Source organism: Ruminococcus callidus ATCC 27760 (assembly GCF_000468015.1).
Taxonomy (GTDB): domain Bacteria; phylum Bacillota; class Clostridia; order Oscillospirales; family Ruminococcaceae; genus Ruminococcus_C; species Ruminococcus_C callidus.
On the sequence record NZ_KI260310.1, the window covers coordinates 21223 to 23213 of the forward strand.

Consider the following 1991-nt stretch of genomic DNA (forward strand, 5'->3'; position numbering starts at 1 on the left):
TGTCGCACAATCTTTGTGCGGTATTGCCTAAAACAAAATCAGCAGTTTCATTCGCCGTAGACCTCCTTTGCCATGCGGAACGCTGCCCACGCTTTCGGCCAGCCAACGTAGAATGCCGCATGAGTGATGATCTCTGCCATTTCAGATGCGGCAATGCCGTTCTTTTTGGCGGATTCCAGATGATACCGGAAAGAGTTGTCTGTCAGTCCCATGGCGATTAGGGAAACAACAGTGACCAGACTTCTGTCCCGCAGGGAGAGTTCTTCTTCCCGCGACCAGACCTCGCCAAAGAGTACATCGTCGTTCAGTTCTGCAAATTTCGGGGCGAATTCGCCCAAGGCATCTCTGCCTGCGGTTTGTTTGATAGCCATATCTGGTATTCCTTTCTTTAGGAAACACTGCATAAAGCCCGCCTGACGGCTTTGCACGCAATCTGCGTGCAGATTTTTCGTCATATTGCCCAGAAATCCCTTGCCATACGGAAAGTATGCCTGCGGAATTTCTATGCAATCTGCCGAAAAATCTGACGACGCATCTTACCACAAGCTTTGCTCGGTGTTTCTTTTATTCAGCGTTTTCCAATTTTTCGTATTCTGCATCGCTTACCGGCTCGCACCATTCGTTGCTGCAGTTTTCGCCGGGGCATTCCACTGCAATGTGGCTGAACCAGCTGTCCTTTTTGGCACCGTGCCAGTGTTTGACCTCTGCCGGAATGGTGATTACTGTGCCGGCTTTCAGGCTGACGGCAGGCTTGCCCTCCTCCTGATACCAGCCCTCTCCGGCAGTGCAGATCAGGATCTGTCCGCCGCCCTTGGTGGCATGGTGAATGTGCCAGTTGTTCCGGCATCTCGGTTCAAAGGTTACGTTTGCCAGAAAAACCGGTGCCTTCTCCGGTTCAGTCAGGGGTTTCAGAAACGACTGCCCGATAAAATACTGGGCGTATGTGTCGTTGGGAGCACCGATGCCGAATGCATCAGCTGCTTCAAATGCGGTTTTTTTGGTGTATTTCATGGAAGATTTCTCCTTAGTCATGCACCTTCAGCTGGTGCAACATTTTTACAAAGTCCGGATTGTTATGGTCTACGATTTCGCTGTGTCCAATGTCCAGCTTTGCAATCTCTGCCATATCCTCTGCCGACAAGGTGAAATTCCAGATGTCGAAGTTCTGTGCCATACGTTCCGCCTTGACCGACTTCGGAATGACAACAACGCCACGCTGGACATTCCAACGCAGTGCCACCTGTGCGGCACTTTTGCCGTATTTGGCTCCGATCGCAGTGAGTACCGGATGCGTGAAGATGTCGTGATTGCCCTCGGCAAAAGGACCCCATGCCTCCGGTGTCACACCGTATTTCTGCATCAGCTTTAAAGCATCTGCCTGCTGGAAGAATGGGTGCAGTTCCACCTGATTTACTGCCGGAATCACGGAAACCGTTTCACACAGGTCTGCCAGCCGTGCCGGATAGAAGTTGCTGACACCGATCGCCCGCAGCTTTCCGGCGTGGTATGCTTCTTCCATGGCACGATAAGCACCTACATAATCACCCATTGGCTGGTGGATCAGATATAAGTCCAGATAGTTCAGCCCCAGCTTTTGTAAGGAAGTGTCAATGGCTTTTTGGGCAGCTTCATAGCTTGCGTCCTGTACCCAGAGTTTGGTGGTGATGAACAATTTTTCGCGAGGAACTTTGCTTTTGGCGATCGCTGCTCCCACAGCTTCTTCATTATAATAGGCAGCGGCAGTGTCGATCAGCCGATAGCCTGCGGCAATGGCTTCTGTCACTGCCTGTTCGCAAATTGCGGCATCGGGTACCTGAAATACGCCGAACCCTTCCAGCGGCATTTTTACGCCGTTATTCAATGTAATAAATTCCATTTGTCATACCTCCTGATTTTGGGCTGTAGCGATCCGTAGAAGCAGGAAACCGTTGTACCGCCAGCCAATCCGTTATTTAGAGCAGCACCGCACAAAGCCCGCCTGACGGCTTTGC

3 protein-coding genes are annotated in these 1991 nt (G+C 51.2%); all 3 read right to left on the reverse strand.

Going from position 1 to position 1991, the window contains the following annotated elements:
* Nucleotides 1-47: 47 nt before the first annotated feature.
* Nucleotides 48-371, reverse strand: coding sequence for a carboxymuconolactone decarboxylase family protein (locus RUMCAL_RS02415; protein ID WP_040646627.1), 324 nt, complete (start codon nucleotides 369-371; stop codon nucleotides 48-50).
* Between the two features lie 193 nt (nucleotides 372-564).
* Nucleotides 565-1011 carry a cupin domain-containing protein gene (locus tag RUMCAL_RS02420; protein WP_040646629.1) on the reverse strand — a complete coding sequence of 149 codons (447 nt, stop codon included), beginning with the start codon at nucleotides 1009-1011 and terminating at the stop codon, nucleotides 565-567.
* Between the two features lie 13 nt (nucleotides 1012-1024).
* Nucleotides 1025-1876 (reverse strand): aldo/keto reductase, encoded by an 852-nt coding sequence (locus tag RUMCAL_RS02425; RefSeq protein WP_021680874.1) that lies wholly within the window; start codon nucleotides 1874-1876, stop codon nucleotides 1025-1027.
* Nucleotides 1877-1991: the final 115 nt, after the last annotated feature.